Source organism: Candidatus Binatus sp. (assembly GCF_036567905.1).
Taxonomy (GTDB): Bacteria; Desulfobacterota; Binatia; order Binatales; family Binataceae; genus Binatus.
Window position 1 is genome coordinate 1 of sequence record NZ_DATCTO010000093.1, and the last position, 16,435, is coordinate 16,435.

At 62.0% G+C, this 16,435-nt stretch carries 18 protein-coding genes and 1 tRNA gene; 15 read left to right on the top strand and 4 right to left on the bottom strand.

The genetic code is table 11. The features are described 5' to 3' along the window. The first annotated feature begins 168 nt into the window (after nt 1–168). The gene (locus VIO10_RS14305; protein WP_331965590.1) at nt 169–2,541 is read left to right on the top strand and encodes a PBP1A family penicillin-binding protein; all 2,373 of its coding nucleotides are present in this window, start codon (nt 169–171) and stop codon (nt 2,539–2,541) included. A 214-nt stretch (nt 2,542–2,755) separates the two neighbouring features. On the opposite strand, the gene VIO10_RS14310 is transcribed toward VIO10_RS14305, so the two are convergent. Further along, on the bottom strand, nt 2,756–3,301 hold the full coding sequence (locus VIO10_RS14310) for a hypothetical protein (protein WP_331965593.1): 546 nt from the start codon (nt 3,299–3,301) through the stop codon (nt 2,756–2,758). A 303-nt stretch (nt 3,302–3,604) separates the two neighbouring features. Here VIO10_RS14310 and VIO10_RS14315 point away from each other — a divergent pair. Next, nucleotides 3,605–3,692: transfer RNA gene (locus VIO10_RS14315), tRNA-Pro, on the top strand. A 24-nt stretch (nt 3,693–3,716) separates the two neighbouring features. Here VIO10_RS14315 and VIO10_RS14320 read toward each other — a convergent pair. Then, nucleotides 3,717–4,703, bottom strand: a complete 987-nt coding sequence (locus VIO10_RS14320) for an IS1595 family transposase (RefSeq protein WP_331965596.1) — start codon at nt 4,701–4,703, stop codon at nt 3,717–3,719. A 38-nt stretch (nt 4,704–4,741) separates the two neighbouring features. Continuing rightward, nucleotides 4,742–5,242, bottom strand: a complete 501-nt coding sequence (locus VIO10_RS14325; RefSeq protein ID WP_331965599.1) for a hypothetical protein — start codon at nt 5,240–5,242, stop codon at nt 4,742–4,744. Between the two features lie 381 nt (nt 5,243–5,623). On the opposite strand from VIO10_RS14325, the gene VIO10_RS14330 reads away from it, so the two are divergent. Next, nucleotides 5,624–7,048 carry a Kelch repeat-containing protein gene (locus tag VIO10_RS14330; RefSeq protein ID WP_331965602.1) on the top strand — a complete coding sequence of 475 codons (1,425 nt, stop codon included), beginning with the start codon at nt 5,624–5,626 and terminating at the stop codon, nt 7,046–7,048. 8 nt (nt 7,049–7,056) lie between these two features. Here VIO10_RS14330 and VIO10_RS14335 read toward each other — a convergent pair whose 3' ends face one another. Then, complete coding sequence (locus tag VIO10_RS14335; RefSeq protein ID WP_331965604.1) at nt 7,057–7,947, bottom strand: tRNA (adenine-N1)-methyltransferase; 891 nt, start codon at nt 7,945–7,947, stop codon at nt 7,057–7,059. A gap of 202 nt (nt 7,948–8,149) precedes the next feature. Between VIO10_RS14335 and VIO10_RS14340 the strand changes: the two genes are divergently transcribed. The 12 genes from VIO10_RS14340 to VIO10_RS14395 all read left to right on the top strand — a co-directional run bounded on the left by VIO10_RS14340 (nt 8,150) and on the right by VIO10_RS14395 (nt 16,391). After that, nucleotides 8,150–8,320, top strand: coding sequence for a hypothetical protein (locus VIO10_RS14340; RefSeq protein ID WP_331965607.1), 171 nt, complete (start codon nt 8,150–8,152; stop codon nt 8,318–8,320). Between the two features lie 20 nt (nt 8,321–8,340). After that, entirely contained in the window at nt 8,341–8,769 is a 429-nt protein-coding gene (locus VIO10_RS14345; protein WP_331965610.1) for a hypothetical protein, read from the top strand. Nucleotides 8,770–8,810: 41 nt separating this feature from the next. Further along, nucleotides 8,811–9,746, top strand: coding sequence for a protein translocase subunit SecF (gene secF, locus VIO10_RS14350; RefSeq protein WP_331965613.1), 936 nt, complete (start codon nt 8,811–8,813; stop codon nt 9,744–9,746). 93 nt (nt 9,747–9,839) lie between these two features. Further along, on the top strand, nt 9,840–10,160 hold the full coding sequence (locus VIO10_RS14355; protein WP_331965616.1) for a hypothetical protein: 321 nt from the start codon (nt 9,840–9,842) through the stop codon (nt 10,158–10,160). 19 nt (nt 10,161–10,179) lie between these two features. Next, nucleotides 10,180–10,665, top strand: a complete 486-nt coding sequence (locus VIO10_RS14360) for a GNAT family N-acetyltransferase (protein ID WP_331965619.1) — start codon at nt 10,180–10,182, stop codon at nt 10,663–10,665. 227 nt (nt 10,666–10,892) lie between these two features. Then, a complete protein-coding gene (locus VIO10_RS14365) occupies nt 10,893–12,110 on the top strand; it encodes an IscS subfamily cysteine desulfurase (RefSeq protein WP_331965622.1) in 1,218 nt (405 codons plus the stop codon). Between the two features lie 39 nt (nt 12,111–12,149). Then, nucleotides 12,150–12,575 carry a Fe-S cluster assembly scaffold IscU gene (gene iscU, locus VIO10_RS14370; RefSeq protein ID WP_331965625.1) on the top strand — a complete coding sequence of 142 codons (426 nt, stop codon included), beginning with the start codon at nt 12,150–12,152 and terminating at the stop codon, nt 12,573–12,575. Between the two features lie 6 nt (nt 12,576–12,581). Further along, nucleotides 12,582–12,902, top strand: a complete 321-nt coding sequence (locus VIO10_RS14375) for a HesB/IscA family protein (protein ID WP_414645331.1) — start codon at nt 12,582–12,584, stop codon at nt 12,900–12,902. A 135-nt stretch (nt 12,903–13,037) separates the two neighbouring features. Further along, nucleotides 13,038–13,574, top strand: coding sequence for a Fe-S protein assembly co-chaperone HscB (gene hscB, locus VIO10_RS14380; protein ID WP_331965631.1), 537 nt, complete (start codon nt 13,038–13,040; stop codon nt 13,572–13,574). Nucleotides 13,575–13,597: 23 nt separating this feature from the next. Beyond that, nucleotides 13,598–15,475 carry a Fe-S protein assembly chaperone HscA gene (gene hscA, locus VIO10_RS14385; protein WP_331965634.1) on the top strand — a complete coding sequence of 626 codons (1,878 nt, stop codon included), beginning with the start codon at nt 13,598–13,600 and terminating at the stop codon, nt 15,473–15,475. A 43-nt stretch (nt 15,476–15,518) separates the two neighbouring features. Beyond that, nucleotides 15,519–15,743, top strand: coding sequence for a Fe-S cluster assembly protein IscX (iscX, locus tag VIO10_RS14390; RefSeq protein ID WP_331965640.1), 225 nt, complete (start codon nt 15,519–15,521; stop codon nt 15,741–15,743). Between the two features lie 54 nt (nt 15,744–15,797). Then, the gene (locus tag VIO10_RS14395) at nt 15,798–16,391 is read left to right on the top strand and encodes a hypothetical protein (RefSeq protein ID WP_331965637.1); all 594 of its coding nucleotides are present in this window, start codon (nt 15,798–15,800) and stop codon (nt 16,389–16,391) included. Nucleotides 16,392–16,435 lie beyond the last annotated feature (44 nt).

Below are 16,435 nucleotides of genomic sequence, written 5' to 3' on the forward strand. Positions count from 1 at the left end.
ACGTTGCGGGCGCCGGTTAATCGGCGCGATGGATCAGGCGGCGGGACGCGGCTAACCTTGTAGCTGAGGGTAGTAACAGCGATGGGCGGTGGACGGCGGGAGCAAGCGAAAGCGAAAGCGAATCCGGGCAAAAGGAAACGCCGTGAGTGGCGAATCCGCGGATGGCGCGTGCGAAATCTCGCCGCCGGCGGATTCATCCTGATCTTCTTCGCGCTGGGCTTCTACCTCGCACAACTCTACGGCGAGATCTCCGCGCTGATCGAGAATCGTCGCGCCGCGCTCAGCTCCGCGATCTTCTCCGCGCCCTTTCCGATCCGCCCCGGCGACGAGCTGGACCGGGTCGGACTGCTGGATCGGCTGGCGCAGTTGAGCTACACGCAGGTGGTGGCGGCCAATGCTCCGGGGGAGTATACCCGCGCGCCGCAGGCGATCGCGATTTACCTGCGATCGTTTCACGCCGGCGCCAAGGAGTATCCCGCCGAAATGGTGCGCGTGGGCCTCGACGGCGGGCGTATCGCAGTCGTTGCCGACTCGTTCGGCGTGGCCAAGTCCGACGCGATGCTCGAGCCTGAAGTGATCGGCCGGCTGCTGCCCGGCGCGCCCGCCGAACGGGTCGAGGTCCAACTCGATCAGCTGAAGCCGTACCTGGTCAAGGGACTGCTCGCCAACGAAGACCGCTTTTTCTACTACCATCCGGGAATCGATCCGATCCGTATCGTCGAGGCCACCGTTGCCGACCTGCGCGCCCGTCGCCTGGTCCAGGGCGCCAGCACGCTCACGCAGCAACTGGCGCGGACCTTCATGGAACGGCACGAGCGCAGCTTCAGCCGCAAGTTGCGCGAGCTTGCCGTCGCCGCGGTGCTCGAAATCCGCCTCAGCAAGCATGAGATCCTCGAGCGCTATATCAACGACGTGCCGATGGGCGAGTACGAGGGCACGCCGATCGACGGATTACCGCAGGCGGCGCGATATTTCTTCGCCAAGGACCTGGCCGAGGTGACGCCCGCCCAGGCCGCGACGCTGATCGGAATGATCCAGGCGCCGACGCTGTACGATCCGCGCCGTCATCCCGACGCATGCCGCAAGCGGCGCGACGCGGTGCTCGCAGTGATGAAGCGGGCCGGCGCGATCGACGACGCCGCGTACGCAGCCGCGGTCGCCGCGCCGATTCAAATCACCAAGCCGCCGGGACTGCGGCGCGCGCCGTACTTTACCGACTATGTGACCGCGTTCGTAGCCAGGATTCCCGGCTTCAACGGCCATCTCGAGGGACTCAAGGTTTACACGACGCTCGACACCGAACTGCAGAGCGACGCCGTCGATGCGGTCGCGGAAAATATCGCTCAGCTCGAAAAGAACCATCGCCGGCTCCGCCGCACGAAGATCGACGGCAAGCTGCAGACCGCGATGGTCGCGCTGGACGCCGACAGCGGCGCGATTCGCGCGATGGTTGGCGGGCGCGACTACTCTGAGAGCCAGTTTAATCGCGCCGCCAACGCCGAGCGTCAGCCCGGGTCGGCATTCAAGCCGATTGTCTATCTGGCCGCGCTCGATCCCGACCGCGCCCCGTTCTCGCCGCCGCTCACGCTGGCGTCCACGATCCCCGACGAGCCGATGACGTTCAACGGATGGACGCCGGCGAACTACGAGCGCACCTATCAGCCGCAAGTGACTGTGGCGCAGGCGTTGTTCGAATCGCTCAACGTGCCGACTGCGTACGTCGGCAGCCGGCTCGGCGCCGCGACCATAGTCCGCACGGCGCACGAAGTGGGCATCCACGAGGATCTTCCCGCGGTGCTGCCGATTTCGATCGGCGCTGACGAGACCACGCTGCTCGAACTCACCTCCGCGTACCAGGTTTTTGCGAGCGAGGGTCTGCAGTCGCCGCCGTACGCGGTCGAGGCGGTGGTCGATGCGAAGGGCCATCTGATCTATCAGCACGCGGACGAGCAGAATCGCGTGATTCGTCCCGCCGTGGCATATTTGATCACGGGCGCTCTCAAAGCCGTCCTGCGCTACGGAACCGGCGCGAGCGCGGGCCGGATGGGGCTGGATTTTCCGGCGGCGGGCAAGACCGGCACGACCCAGGATTACAAGGACGCGTACTTCATCGGTTATACGCCGGCGATAGTTTGCGGCGTTTGGGTCGGCTTCGACGAACCCGAGAGCCTGGGATTGACGGGAGCGCAGGCGGCGCTGCCGGCGTGGGTTCAGTTCATGCAGGATGCGGCGCCGGCGGATCCGGAAGATTTTCCCGAGCCGTCCGGAATTACGATGGCCACGATCGATCCCGAATCCGGCGGTCTTGCGACCTCGGCGTGCCCCCGCCAAGTCTCGCTGCCGTTTCTGATCGGCACCGAGCCGACGCAGATGTGCCGTCTCCACGGCGGAATGTTTGCGAGCGCGCCTGCGCCAGTGTCGGCGACGACGCCACCGGCGCCGGGATTCGCACCACCCGCGCCGGTCGCGGCGGCGAGTCCATCTTCATCGAACGTCTTTGGCGCGGTCGGAAAGTTCTTCAGCGGGATTTTCCGTCACTAGTTCGCGCGACCGTCTGATCGGGTCGTTCTGAGCCCGTCAGGAGAGCTTTGCATAACCGGATGTTGGTGCTGAAGCGATACGCGCTGGCGCGCGAGATCCTTCGCTGCGCTCAGGATGACACAAAAAACCAAGAGGCCCTCGTGTCATTCTGAGCGAAGGCTGCTGTAGCGAAGAATCCGGGAGTGTGTACTTGACGCAATGTCGGTCCTGGGCTTCATTTAATGACCGCGCTCAGGCAGCACGAACAGCCCGTATGTGCGGGCGGCGTGAGCACACCACTCGGGAAGGGCTGATCTATAGGAATTTCTCCCGCAGCGGCGTTCTGATCGCAGGCATCGGGGGCCTTGCGTTCACTTCCCGGTGACCAGCACTTCGCGCGCACGACCTGACTCTGCCGCCATCCAATCAACGTGCCGTTTTCCTGCGCTGATGCGATTTCAGTCGTGGCCGCAGTGTCGGCCAACATGCGAGCGATACCCCAAGCGGTTTCTATTTTCGCACCAAGCTGACGGACGGACCAACCTTCCTGGATTGCCTGAACCACCAGCGCGCGTAACTGGTTGAGCGCGGAGTCTGCAAGCCCCGGCAGCAGCCATTTGCGCGTCAATTCGCCCCCGTGATCGCGCGCGAAACTCACAGCCGATTCATTGACCAAATCGAAGCGGACTTTCATTTCTCGCTCTTTCGCTTCCGGTTGGGCTGCGGCCAGCCACTCGCGGGCTTCTGCTTCTGAAAGGACTTCTTTACAGCGTTCTTCCAACTGCCTTCGATCTTGAGCGTTTCAGGTTTCGGACCGGGGGTACCCTTTTGTTTCTTTTTTTTCTTCATGGGATTGGACTCTCAAATTGGTTCGCACACAAACTGATCTCAGAAACATTTGGGGCCAGAGCGCTCGACACGCCCTGACCCCGACCACCAACGGAGGTAAGGTCCGATGGCAGCCAAAGTTACCGCGTGGCGCTGGCAAAGCGTTCTCGCTCGACCACCACCAGCCAACATTGAATCGAAGTAAGACGAAGCCGTGATCGGCGCTCGTGGCCGATCACGGCCCGTCACAAGCAGTGCGGGAGTGGCGGAACAGGAAGACGCGAACGCCTTGGGCGCGTTGGGTACCACACACCTTGCGGGTTCGAATCCCGTCTCCCGCACCAATCGCAAATAGATCAAATCGCCTCTCATGACGCAACGCGCCCAATTTGCTGTGCATAGGTTAGACGTTTTCCACTGGCGTTGCGGATCGCCAGCGCTGTGCGCTCGCCATCCTCGATCTTGCGCGCGTTGTAGCGAAAATCGAACTCCGCGAGATACCTGTGCAGATGCTTGCGGCTGACCGAATGAAACGTGCCGTACATGCCACGCTTCAAAAGTGAAAAGACGCCTTCAACCGTGTTGCTATGAATCCCGCCCGGACGTGCATATTCGCCAAGATGATGATCGGTCGTCCCGTGGCGGCGAAATGGTTTGCCGAGATTCCGGTAGGACGGGTGGCTATCAGTCATCAAGTACGACGCTGTATCGACATTCTCAAGCAGTACGCGCGCAAGAGTCGCGCTGGTTACGCGATCAACTACGAACGAGCGGGTGTCTCCGCCGCGTTCAACTACGGACACAACCGGAGTCTTCCGTTTTTCAAGCCAGCCCGGTTGCGGGCCTTTGGTGATTCCCTTTACGCGCGGTTTTCCGCCGACGTAAGTTTCGTCCGCTTCCACGATGCCAGAGAGTTTCGGTTTCACGGTACGATTATCAGCCATTGCGAAACGGACGCGATGCATCATGAACAGCGCCGATTTGTAGCTCAGCCCCGTCATGCGCTGAATCTGTTTCGCGGAGACTCCCTTCTTGCTCGCGGACGCAGCCCAGAATGCGTATGCCCAATGGCGCATCGGGATCGGCGAGTCTTCATAGACACTGTTCACGCGCACGGTGAACTGCCTATTGCAGCCTTTGCAACGCCACAGGAATCGCTTGTTGCGCTCGCCCGTTTTACGGTCCTTCATCTGATAGACATTGACATCGCCGCAATGCGGGCAGCACGGGCCGGTCACTCCCCAGCGTTCGGACTCGAAAAACTCCACCGCTGCCTGCTCGTCCTGACACGCGCGTGGAAGCCGCGCCACGATTCCCGACTTTGCCGAAGCAACTTTGCCTTGTCCTTTTGCCATGATCTAAATCTAGCACAATATGATATTTGAGTCAAGTATCATAATCGCCTAAATTTCACATCGTCCATGAATGTTTCGCCGTAAAAATCTTTGTAAGATCGACGTTTACTTTCCAATAGACCGATAAAGTTGCGAGCCGCGAGCAGTTTTAATGCGGCTGGATAATCCACAAGTCCCGCGCCGGGAATTTCCGAAAATGCCCCTGCACCTCGCGCAAAAATATCGGAAAGCCACATCTCCAATTGCCCCATCTGCTGGATCAGGCTCATCAGCGCGACGGATTGCTGATATGGAGAGGCCCGTAAGTTTCTCTTTGGCGATAAAGCATCCTCAAGCGCGGCCCTCAATTCAGCTATCTGTGTGTCCCGCTCCTGCAACATCGCCGGGAAAGCAGCCGCGCCGTTCCACGCAAAGACGACGACAAAAGCTATGCCATAACATTCGGCCACTGCTATTCCCGCGTGAAGAATTGACCCACAGGTAATTTCGCTCACGTGAAACTGAAGCCGCAGAATTGCCGGAGCGGCAATCGCGGGCACCAAGCGCATCCACAGATTCGTCCCGCTCATAAAGCTGCGACTATCGCGCCAAGCGCGATCCAACATCTCACGGCAGTAGGGCATCGCCGCATCATAGGCGATTTATCGCGGGATTGCGTCAAGTACATACTCCCGGAAGAATCTTGACGGGCGCCCTGGCGTCCGGCGTTAGTTACGCAAAGCTCTCCGATACAGAGAGGTGCGTGGGCGCGCGGCAAGGATCCGGTTCCTTCGCTAACGCTCAAGATGACAAAAGGAGGGGTGACTCTTGATCTGAAACTTCTTCGGCCGAGATTCGTCTAATCAGCGCGCATTTATGCCCATCCGATGCCCGTGAATGCGGCGACTTTAGTTGGTGAATGCGGGAGTTCTCAGAGCCGAGTGCGTTTGCAAAAGCATCTGCATACCAGCCCCCGATGGGCGCGAAGTGCGCTCGCAGCGCTGAGTCTTGTTGGACTGGTCGGCCTGGTCGCGGCCAGCGGATGCATCAACGGCGAAACAATAGAATCGCCGTCCCACGACGGAGCCGTGGCGGATGATTCCGGCGCGGGCGGCGCGGCCTCGCGCGGCCCGCGGGCCGCAATTCACAACCTCAAGGCGGCGATTCCCGCGGCGGGCGACGTGCTGATCGCGGGCGGCGCGGACGGGTCGAATCGAAGTCTCGCGACGGCGGAGTTCTTCGATCCGTCGGCAGGACGGTTCGTCGCGACCGGCAGCGCGGCGTCGAGCCGCGCGGGCGCATCGGCGGCGGCGCTATCGGCGACCCAGGTGATGCTCGACGGCGGCTTCAGCGGGAGCGCCGCGATTAAGAATTTTTCGCTCACGCTCGAGGGCAACGTGCTGAGCGGCGCGGAGATTTTCGACGAGGCGACCGGCGCGTTCTCGCGGGCCGGCAAAATGGCGACGCCGCGGATGGGCTTTACCGCGACGACCTTGACCAATGGCAAAATCCTGGTGGTCGGGGGCCAGGACAATTCAGGCAACGTGCTCGATGGCGCGGAGCTGTACGATCCCGCCGCGCGCAAGTTCATCGCGGTCAACAACACGATGAGCGATCGGCGGATGTTTCACACTGCGACGCTGTTGCGCACCGGCAAAGTGCTGGTGGCGGGCGGAGCGACCAATCTTTCCGGCGACACGACCAGCTCCGCCGACATTTACGATCCCGCGTCTAACTCGTTTACCCCGGCGACCTTCCCGATGGACCATCAGCGCGCGGCGCATACCGCGACGCTGTTTACCAGCGGCCCGCTGGCCGGCAGGGTCCTGATAACGGGCGGAGTCGGCGGCTCGAGCTTTTTTTTCAAGGACAGCAGCGCGGAGATTTACGATCCCGCCTCGCAGCAATTCATTCTGCTCTCGAGCTTCATGAACGAGCCGCGCTCGCTCCATACTGCCACGCTGCTCGACGATGGGAGCGTGCTGCTCGCGGGCGGATTCAGCGGCTCGGTCGCGATTTCGGGCGGCGTGCTGTCGGGAGCGTCGGGATTGATCAGCAATTCGGCTGAGACGTTCGACCCGAACACCGGAGATTTCACTTGCGTCGGCGGATTTAACCCCGAAACGACCCGCTGCAATCAATCGATGAGCGTTGCGCGCGCGGCGCATACCGCAACCTTGCTCGCGACCGGGCCGACTCCGCATCGGGTGCTGATCGCCGGTGGAATAGGGGCCGCCGATCCGGCTGCTCACGGCGCGGCGCTCAGCAGCGCGGAATTGTTCAACCCCGCGGCGGGCGGCAGCTTCAGCGCGACCGGCGCGATGTCCACGGCGCGGGCGCTCCACACCGCAACATTACTGCGCTGAAGCGAAAGTCAGTCGAGCGGCTCGTCTGCATCCCGCGGCGGTGCCGAGACGCCGTCGGGTTCGCTTTCCCCCGAGTCGGCGGCGACGAACGGCTCTGGCGGATGCTTTTGCGGATTGGACGCGTCGGCGGCCAGCTTGCGCGAGACGATGATAAACGCGGAGTGCGCGATCATCCTGAAGTGCGGCCGCACGCTCATCCCTTTTACCTGCCAATGGCGCAGCAGCGTCTCGAAGCTTTCGATCTCGCCGAAATCGATCCGCCCCTGAATCGCCTCGACCGTGTCTTTGAGCTGCACCGCGGTCGGCACGTAGCAGACCAGCACGGCGCCGGGCCTAAGTGCGGCGGCCGCGACCGCGAGCGCACGCCCCGGCTCGGCGAGATCGAGGAACATCCGATCGGCGCCGGTTTCATCGAAGCCGGCGTAGAGGTCGCGCACCTTGATCGTCCAGTTGGGCGCGTCGCCGAAAAATGCGGCCACGTTCTTGCGCGCGGCGTCGGCGAAATCCTCGCGCAGCTCGTAGGAGATCACCCGCCCCGCCGGCCCCACCGCTCTGAGCAGCGCAATCGTCAGCGCGCCGGCGCCGGTGCCGCCTTCGATAACCGTCGCGCCCGGAAACACGTCGCCCCAAATCAGCAGCGGCCCGGTGTCCTTGGGATAAATCACCTGCGACGCGCGCGGCAGATGCGGGATCAGGTCGGCGTAGGTCGGCCGCAACACCAGGAATGCCTCGCCGGTGGAGAACTTGACCCGCGATCCTTCCTCGACGCCGAACAAATCGTCGGCGCGCAGCTCGCCGCGGATGAGCAGCTTCTTGCCCGCCCGCAGCATCTTGAGGTAGCGGCGCCCCTTGCGATCGATAAAAATTACGGCGTCGTTCTCTTTCAGGCGTGAGTCCAAGGTGATTCACGCTTGCACGCATCGCGCGCGCGGGCAACACGCGCGGCGCCGGGCTATTGACTACACCGCCTCGCGACCTTACCTTTGAGGATGCACCCGGCCAGATGGCAGCGTCCAATGGCCGGGTCGTTTTGCGTAAACGTTGATCTGATTTGCAAGTCCAAATCGGGGCCGTTAATCCAACTCGAGAGCATTTCACCTCATGGCAGAGAAGAAGGCAAAGACCGCTGAGAAAAACGCCGGCCTCCAGCAAAAACACGTCTGTCCCGGGTGCGGCGCCGAGAGCAAGGTGACCAAGTTCGCCGGCTTCGGCCGCAAGGGCTTCTACCTGGTCTGTGAGAAGAACTGCGGCTTCGTCGGACGCACGCGCTAGCCGGGCAGGGGGGATTCGCGATGGGCAGAGCGCGCAAGAGCAAGACTTCCAAGCGCGACAAGTACGCCTCTTTCGGCGACATGGCCGACGAGGCAGACGAAGATGCCGACCTTCCCAAGGACGAAGCCGGCCGGCGAAAAATCAAGCGCCAGTACGCCGAGCTGCTCGGCATCCGGATCGAGAAGCTGCGCGGAAGAATTCTCAATCGCGAACGAATCAACAAGACGATCGAGGGCATCTACTTCATCTGCGCCTCGTGCCTGAAAGTCTGCCACTCGCTCGACGACGGTCTCAGCGAGGATCCCGCCAATCAGAACAATCTGTGCGGCAAATGTGCGAAGGCCCAGGCTGCCGCCAACAGCGCCGCAGCCGCCGCGGCGGTCAAGGAAAGCGGCGGATCGTCGCGCCGGCCAACCCGATCGACGCGCAAGCGCGCGGCCGCGAGCTGAGCGTACTTGTGCGCGCGACAACGAAAAGCTAAACAGGGCCGATGTCATTACAGCTTATCCGTCCCGACATCAATCTCGATTTCGTCGGCAAGCGCTATTTCTTCATCGCGCTTTCGACCGCGATTAACCTCGCGGCGATCGTGCTGCTCTTCACCCGCGGGCTCAACTACGGCGTCGATTTCGCCGGCGGCAGCGTCGCCCAAATCGAATTCAGCGCCCGCACCAACGGCGACATGATCCGCACGGCGCTCGCGCCACTGGATCTTGGCGAAGTCACCATCCAGGACTTCGGCAAGGCCGGCCAGTCTTTTCTCGCGCGCTTCCAGGCGATCAAGAACATCGGCAGCATCGGGCCCAGGCTCGAGGCCGCGCTCGACAAAGCCTACGGCCCGGGCGTCGCGAAGGTGGTGCGAGTGGAAAGCGTCGGCGCCAAAGTCGGCAGCGATTTGCGGCGCAAGGGCTTCTTCGCGGTTATCATCGCGACCATGTTCATGGGCGTGTACATCGCGATCCAGTTCCGCCACGTGAGTTGGAGTTTCGGCGCCGGCGCTGTGATTGCGCTGGTCCACGACGTGCTGGTGGTGATGTGCGCGCTGGTGATCTCCCAGTACCAGTTCGATTTGACCACGCTCGCCGCGGTGCTGACCGTTATCGGTTACTCGGTCCACGACACCATCATCGTCTCGGATCGCATCCGCGAGGATTCCGCCAAGCGCCGGCGCGAGCCGATCGCATCGATCATGAATCGCGCGATCAACGAGACGCTCTCGCGCACCATCCTGACTTCCGGCACTGCCATCGTCGTGCTGCTCTCGCTGCTGGCGTTCGGCGGGCCGATCCTGCGCCCGTCGGCGTTCACGCTGCTGATTGGCTTCATCACGGGCACTTATTCCTCGATCTATATCGCGGGCCCGGTGGTGCTGTTCTGGGAGGGCGGTTCCGGCCGCACTCGGACGGCCTCCTCTCGCGCGGCCTGATCTTTCTCTTGTGTCATTCTGAGCGAAGGTTGCCGTAGCGAAGAATCTCGACGGGCGCTTGCGCGGCCGGCGCCAATTTGGACTGCGTTCACCTTGCCAACAACGTTGAAAACCGCCCGCGGCATCTACGCGATTGCCAGCGCGGCGCCGATCGCGCGCGCCGCCGGCTCGGTCGTGGTGACGCTCGGCCTCGAGCGCGGGGACGGAATCGAGAAGTTCGCGCTCAGATGCCGCATCGCGACCGGGGTGATCGGCAATGCCGATTCGGACTCTCCCGAAAAATTGATCGAGCGGATTGCGCCGTGGCTCGAGCGCGAATTCGAGCAGACGCGCGAGGCCGCGTTGAAGTCGATCCGCACCGAGCGCCAGTTGCTCGAGATTTCGTTCGACCAAACGAATCGCGGGCCCTTCTGACTCACGGAGGAACTCTGCGATGGCTGTTCAGATTCGCCGCGCCACCCAGTCCGATATCCCGGAGCTTTCGCGGCTGGTCGCCGCGCTGGCGGCTTGGGAGGAAGCACTCGATCCGCGCGCGCGTTTCGATTGGGACGGAATTCGCGATGCGCCCAACTGGCTGAAACTGGTGCTCAATCGCGAGCATCACGCGGTTTGGGTCGCAAGCTCCGACGCGCGCCTCGTCGGTCATCTGTGGATTCGGCTCAAGCGCAACAGCGATGGCGCCATTCCTCAATCGATCGGCTATATCAGCCAGGCTTTTATGGAGGATAAATTTCGGGGGAAAGGCCTAATGAAGCCGATGCTGGAAGCAGCCTGCGAATGGTTCCGCGATGCGGGCATCACGGTCGTGACGCTGAGCGTGTTGCATCGCAACTGGATTGGCGCGACGGCGTGGCATCGCCTGGGCTTCAGCGATTGGCGTGAAGAACGGCGGATGGACCTGAAGCCGCGTCCGAAATAACTCGGTCGGCTGCTGTTTTTGACCGCTCGGTAAGCGTCATATTGTCATTGACAAACGGGCGCAATCGCCTTACTAGACTAATCGGGTCCGGTATTCCATCATGCAACTGATTCGCGAGGGATTCCGTTTGACTATCTCTGGGGAATGTCTATACTATACCTAGCAGGTCCACTATTAAGAATTGGAGCGTTTCCGACGGAACGAATCGAAAGGGACCGAGAGAGAAGATGCTGAAGAAGCCCGTTTACATGGACAATCACGCGACCACGCGTGTCGATTCTCGCGTGATCGATGCGATGCTCCCGTATTTCACCGAGAAGTTCGGCAACGCCGCCAGCCGCAACCATAGCTTCGGCTGGGAGGCGGAAGAGGCCGTCGATCGCGCGCGCAACCAGATCGCGGCGCTGATCGGCGCCAAGAGCAAGGAAATCATTTTCACCAGCGGCGCCACCGAATCCGACAACCTGGCGATCAAGGGCGTCGTCGAGTTTTACAAAGACAAGGGCAGCCACGTCATCAGCTGCGTCACCGAGCACAAGGCCGTGCTCGACAGTTGCCGCGCGCTGGAGCGGGCGGGCAAGGCCACGGTCACGTACCTGCCGGTTGACAAGTACGGGATGGTCGATCCCGACGCGGTGCGCCGCGCGATCACCGACAAGACCGTGCTGATCACGATCATGTGGGCCAACAACGAGATCGGCACGATTCATCCGATCGCGGAGATCGGCAGGATCGCCAAGGAAAAGGGCGTCATCTTCCATTGCGACGCGGTCCAGGCGATTGGCAAGGTGCCGGTCGATTTCGAAAAGGCGGGCGTCGATCTCGCGTCGATAACCGCGCACAAGATTTACGGGCCCAAGGGAATCGGCGCGATCTACGTTCGCTCGAAGGGACCGCGCGTGCGGCTGAGTCCGCAGATGGACGGCGGCGGCCATGAGCGCGGGATGCGCTCGGGGACGCTCAATGTGCCGGGAATCGTCGGCCTGGGCGCGGCGTGCGAAATCGCGGGGATGGAGATGCCCGAGGAAGCGCGGCGCCTGATTCAGTTGCGCAGCCAGCTGCAGGCGGGATTGTTCGAGCGCCTCGACGAGATTTACGTCAACGGTCATCCGACCGAGCGTCTCCCCGGCAATCTGAACGTGAGCTTCGCCTACGTCGAAGGCGAGTCGCTGCTGATGGGCATCAACGATATCGCGGTCAGCTCGGGCTCCGCCTGCACCTCGGCGACGCTGGAGCCGTCGTACGTGATCCGCGCGCTCGGCATCGACGACGAGCTGGCGCACAGCTCGATTCGTTTCGGGCTGGGCCGCTTCAACACGCTGGAAGAAGTCGATTACGTGACGGACAGGGTCAGCAAGGAAGTGAAGCGGCTGCGCGAAATGTCGCCGCTGTACGAGATGGCGAAAGAAGGGGTCGATCTCAAGTCGGTCAATTGGAAGTCATAACCCAACGTCATATGGACGCGGCGCTTCAGGGAAAAAATCATGGCTTATTCGGATAAGGTTATCGAGCACTACAACAATCCACGCAACGTCGGCAGCTTCGCCAAGGACGAGCCCAACGTCGGCACCGGCGTCGTCGGCGCGCCGGAATGCGGCGACGTGATGAAGCTGCAGTTGAAGATCAGCGACCTCGGCGTGATCGAGGATGCGCGCTTCAAGACCTTCGGATGCGGCAGCGCGATCGCAAGTTCGAGCTACGTCACCGAACTGGTCAAGGGCAAGCATATCGACGAGGCGATGACGATTAAGAACACCGTCATCGTCAAGGAGCTCAACCTGCCGCCGGTCAAGATTCACTGCTCCGTGCTCGCCGAGGACGCGATCAAGGCCGCGATCACCGATTGGCGCAAGCGCAAGGGCGACCACGCCGCCTCCGACGAGCCGGCGCTCCAGTCGAAGGAGGCGTAGTCTTTCGTGGTGATTTCTCTTTCCGAGGGCGCCGCCCAGAAAATCAGGCAACTCGTCGCCGACAAGGGCGAGGGCGCCGGCCTGCGGGTGAAGGTCGTTGGCGGCGGATGCTCGGGCTTGCAATACCGGATGGAAATCGACGCCGCCAAAGAGCGCGACAAGGTTTTCGAGCGCGACGGCGCGCGTCTGATCGTGGACAAGAAAAGTTTTCTCTATCTCAACGGCTCCGAGCTCGACTACGGCGAAGAACTGATGTCGTCGGGGTTCAAGGTCGTCAATCCAAACGCCAAGCGCAGTTGCGGATGTGGAGAATCGTTCGTCGTATGAACGAGTGGACGTGGGGACTGCTGTCTCAAGATGATCGAATGCCCTTCATGTGGACGGCGGCAGGAGCCGCTGCTGACTTGCGCTGATTGCGGGTCGCCGCTTGCGGCGCCACTCGATTGTTTCGCCGCGCTGGGGATGCCCCGCAAGCTGACGATCGATCCCGGCGCGCTCGAGCGCCGCTACCACGAGTTGAGCCGCAAGATTCATCCCGACAGGTTCGCATCCAGCGCCGCCCGGGTGCGCGACGCGAGTCTGCGCGCCACCGCGACGCTGACCCGCAGCTACCGCACGCTGCGCGATCCGGTCGCCCGCGGCCTTTACTGGCTCGAACTAAACGGCGAAAAGCTCGCCGAGAACAACAAACGCGTTCCCTCCGATCTCGCCGAGCTGGTCTTCGAGGTGCAGGAGCAACTCGCCGAGATGCACGATGCGCCCGCTGACTCGGACGCGGCGCGCGGATTCGCAGCCCAGGTCGCCCAGCGGCGCGGCCAGCTTCAAATCACGATGGATGCCAGGCTGGCGGAACTCGAGCGAAATTTCGTGAAATGGGATCAGCGCCCGGATGAAAGCATGCTTACATTGGAGTTGAAGGCGATTCTTTCGAGCATCGCCTACCTGCGTACTCTGATTCGCGACGTCGATCGCGCGCTCGAGAACTCAAAGGCCGCCTGACAACGCAACCTGATAAAGTAAAGATGTCCCGAATTTTTGGCATAGACCTCGGCACCACCAACAGCCTGATTGCCGCCATGGAAGACGGCGCGCCGCGCGTAATCGCGGTGGGCGGGAGCCACAATGCGCTGCTGCCGAGCGTGGTCGCGATTGCGCCCGACAGCGCCATCACCGTCGGCGAACGCGCCATCGAGATGGAGCCGCATCTGACCGTCGAACGCGACGGCCACGTGAGCGCGGTCGGTTTTGCCGGCGGCGAATACGGCGCCGTCATTCGATCCGTCAAGCGCTACATGGGATTGGGCGGCGACGAGATCGCGCCCGAAGATCGCGCGCGCTACACGTTTGCCGATCTAAGCGGCCCGGTGGTGCGCTTTCAAATCGGCAAGCGCGTCTTCACTCCCTCGCAAATTTCCGCCGAGATTCTGCGCGCCCTCAAGGACGGCGCCGAACGCGCTCTGCGCGCGGCCGGCAAAGATGAAAAAGTCGAGCGCGTCGTCATCACCGTTCCCGCATACTTCAACGACGGCCAGCGCCAGGCCACCAAGGATGCCGGCCGTCTGGCCGGTCTCGACGTCGTGCGCCTGGTGAACGAGCCGACCGCCGCGTCACTCGCCTACGGCTTGAACCAGCGGGCAACCGGCAACGTCGCCGTCTTCGATTTCGGCGGCGGCACCTTCGACATCTCGATTCTCAGCGTCAAGCAGGGGATCTTCGAGGTGCTGGCAACCAACGGCGATACCCATCTCGGTGGCGACGACATCGACCGAGCGATCGTCGATTGGCTGCTCGCTGAAGTTCCCGACGCTCTCAAGCTCGATCGCCACGTCTGGAACAGCGCTCGCATGGCCGCCGAGAACGCCAAGAAACGCCTCACCGATGTTGCCGAGACGCCAGTGGCCGTCGAACTCCCCGGCCACTCGATTCGCAAGCACTTGACCCGTGACGCGCTCGAGCACATGGCCGAGCCTTTCCTCGCGCGCGCGCTCAAGCGATGCGAGTTGGCCGTTGCCGACGCCAAACTCACGCCCGCCGGCATCGACGCCGTCGTTCTGGTCGGTGGCTTGACGCGGATGCCGCTGGTCCGCCAGCGCGTTGCCGCGATGTTCCACAAGGAACCCCTGTGCTCGATTGATCCCGACCAGGTCGTGGCTTTGGGGGCCGCGGTTCAGGCTTCTGTGCTAATGGGCACGCAGGGCGACATGCTCCTGCTCGACGTGGTTGCCCTGTCGCTAGGTATCGAAACGATGGGCGGCGTGATGGAACGTCTGATACATCGTAATACCACCATCCCGACCAGCGTAGCCGAAGGTTTCACCACGGCTGTGGATAATCAAACGCATGTTGATATCCATGTTTTGCAAGGAGAGCGTGAGCTTGCTAAAGATTGCCGTAGCTTAGCGCGCTTCAAGCTGGGGCCGATTCAGCCCCAGCCGGCGGGCGTCCCGCGCATCGAGGTCACTTTCCTCATCGATGCAAACGGGATACTAAATGTCAATGCGCGCGATGAGCGCACGGGCCGCGAGCATTCGGTCGACGTCAAGCCAAGCTATGGACTGACGGACGATGAAATCGAGCGAATGCTCGAAGAGGCCATCGATCTCGGGGAGCAGGATCTCGAAGAGCGCCTGCTGATTTCGTACCGCAACGACGCCGAGCAAATCCTGGGCGCACTTCGAAAGCAGCTCGGCGAATTCGGGGCCTTGGCTGAGATCGGCGAGCATGCGCGCATGGACGAGGTGGTGGAGCGGCTGGAGGCGGCCCGAAGCGGAACCGATCGCGAGCTAATCGCAAAGCTGGTCGAGGAGCTGAACGAAGTTACCACTCCGTTCGCGAAGCGGATCATGGACGTCGCTATCAAGCTGGCGCTCGAGAAGAAATCAGTGGAGGAACTTTCTTAGCAAGCTAACTTGCAACGAAAGCCGGGCGAGGGACGTATTGAAAATGGGGTTCAAGTGGGATCAGGCCGAGGAAATTGCCGAAGTGCTTGCGGAGAATCATCCGGGACTGGACCCGCTCGCCGCGCGCTTCACTGATCTGCGTCAATGGGTCATCGATCTCGACGAATTCGACGACAGTCGCGAGGGCTCTACCGAGGCAAAGTTGGAAGCCATCCAGATGGCATGGCACGAAATATACAAGGAACAGAACGAAGACGACTCTGAATAGGCGTAGGCGTGGCTGCGTCATAACTACGAGGAGGGTGGGGCGGTGGATGCACGCATGACATTGAAGACGGATAACGGAGAGAAGATGCAGGAAAAGGAAACACTGGACGAAAGATTGCCGGGGCTGTTCGAGCCCGACACTCTTTTGCCCGTTCAATACTTCGAAGCGATGCGCAAGAAGCATCTGCTCGAGGGCGAAAAGCGGCTCATCCTGAGCGTGCTCGAGGACGCGATCGAATGCTTCATGAAATGCATCGATGCGTCCACCAGCAAAGGCCAGCGATTGTTCCGCGACGCTGACGAATGGATCGCGCACGAGGACAAGCGCTGGGTCTTTTCGTTCGACAACGTCTGCGACATGCTCGACATCAATCCCGAGTACATGCGGATGGGTCTGCGCAAGTGGAAGGACAAACGGCTGGACGCGATCGCGCGCCGGCGCGCCGCGCTGGCCCTCGAGACCGAGCGCCCTGCCGCCGAGGCTGCGACGGAGCCTGCGGCTGCTGCCGTCGCGCCCCCGGCCGTGCCCGCGGTCGCAATTCAAAAGCCCGCCAAAGTCGCGGCCAAACCGGCGCGCGTCAAGCGCCGTCCCGAGCGCGTGCGGATGGCCAAGCACTCGGCGCGCAAACTGCGCAAAGCTCGCGCATAAGAAAGCAAAGAAGCGACGACGGCCGTAACCGCGGCCGTCGTCAC

Excerpts from the sequence above, each read along its gene's own strand:
- VIO10_RS14320 (WP_331965596.1), bottom strand. The coding sequence starts at position 4,703 with ATGGCAAAAGGACAAGGCAAAGTTGCTTCGGCAAAGTCGGGAATCGTG.
- VIO10_RS14340 (WP_331965607.1), top strand. The coding sequence starts at position 8,150 with ATGGCAGAGAAGAAGGCAAAGACCGCTGAGAAAAACGCCGGCCTCCAG.
- VIO10_RS14345 (WP_331965610.1), top strand. The coding sequence starts at position 8,341 with ATGGGCAGAGCGCGCAAGAGCAAGACTTCCAAGCGCGACAAGTACGCC.
- secF (WP_331965613.1), top strand. The coding sequence starts at position 8,811 with ATGTCATTACAGCTTATCCGTCCCGACATCAATCTCGATTTCGTCGGC.
- VIO10_RS14360 (WP_331965619.1), top strand. The coding sequence starts at position 10,180 with ATGGCTGTTCAGATTCGCCGCGCCACCCAGTCCGATATCCCGGAGCTT.
- VIO10_RS14365 (WP_331965622.1), top strand. The coding sequence starts at position 10,893 with ATGCTGAAGAAGCCCGTTTACATGGACAATCACGCGACCACGCGTGTC.
- iscU (WP_331965625.1), top strand. The coding sequence starts at position 12,150 with ATGGCTTATTCGGATAAGGTTATCGAGCACTACAACAATCCACGCAAC.
- hscB (WP_331965631.1), top strand. The coding sequence starts at position 13,038 with ATGCCCCGCAAGCTGACGATCGATCCCGGCGCGCTCGAGCGCCGCTAC.
- hscA (WP_331965634.1), top strand. The coding sequence starts at position 13,598 with ATGTCCCGAATTTTTGGCATAGACCTCGGCACCACCAACAGCCTGATT.
- iscX (WP_331965640.1), top strand. The coding sequence starts at position 15,519 with ATGGGGTTCAAGTGGGATCAGGCCGAGGAAATTGCCGAAGTGCTTGCG.
- VIO10_RS14395 (WP_331965637.1), top strand. The coding sequence starts at position 15,798 with ATGACATTGAAGACGGATAACGGAGAGAAGATGCAGGAAAAGGAAACA.